We start from the raw sequence: 691 nt of genomic DNA on the forward strand, positions 1-691 counted from the left end.
TTTAGCCCTTTCTGGGTCGCATGCCGTGACCGTCGAATGGCACGCGGGCTGCGCAAACACTGCTGTAATTCCTTCCTCAAAACACCACGGGTCTGCACATAAAGGCTGCGGTAGATCGTTTCATGCGACACGCGGTGCTGCTCCTCATCCGGGTGCTTGCGTTTAAGCCAACCTGCAATCTGCTGCGGCGACCATTTCCGACGCAACTTGCGTGCAATCAGTTGACACAATGGGTCGTTGAACGAGAGCTTACATGATTTGGGCCGCGTTGCGCAGTCCCAGGCCCGTTGATCCGAGCGCGCCGCGCGATAGGCCTGACGTCCACCGTTCCTGCGGACCTCTCGACTGATCGTCGAAGGCGACCGCTTCAGACTTTTGGCAATTGAACGGAAGGATTGCTTTGCGACCAAGCCGCGAGATATCTCCTCCCGCTCTGTGAGGCTTAAAGCAAACCGCGACCTCTTACGGGCAGCGGGTCGGATTCCGCCGAACTGGGCCAAATGCGGGAAGATCGAAGACGACGCACGATTGAAATGCCGTCCAATCGAACTCATCGACTCGCCGCGCTGCCACCGATCCCACATCTCAGATTTCTGTTTGTCCGTGTAAAACGTCCGCGTCCGATATTTCATCTCTAACACTCCATCTTTCCAAAAAGACTAAAGTGTTGCGACCACCCGTTGAAACCGCC

1 protein-coding gene is annotated in these 691 nt (G+C 56.2%); it reads right to left on the bottom strand.

Annotation, left to right across the window (positions count from 1 at the left end; translation table 11 throughout):
- A partial coding sequence (locus J4E70_RS19235) for a helix-turn-helix domain-containing protein (RefSeq protein ID WP_213891564.1) occupies nucleotides 1-632 on the bottom strand: 632 nt, incomplete at its 3' end.
- Nucleotides 633-691: the final 59 nt, after the last annotated feature.

Source organism: Pseudohalocynthiibacter aestuariivivens, assembly GCF_018457175.1.
Taxonomy (GTDB): Bacteria; Pseudomonadota; Alphaproteobacteria; order Rhodobacterales; family Rhodobacteraceae; genus Pseudohalocynthiibacter; species Pseudohalocynthiibacter aestuariivivens.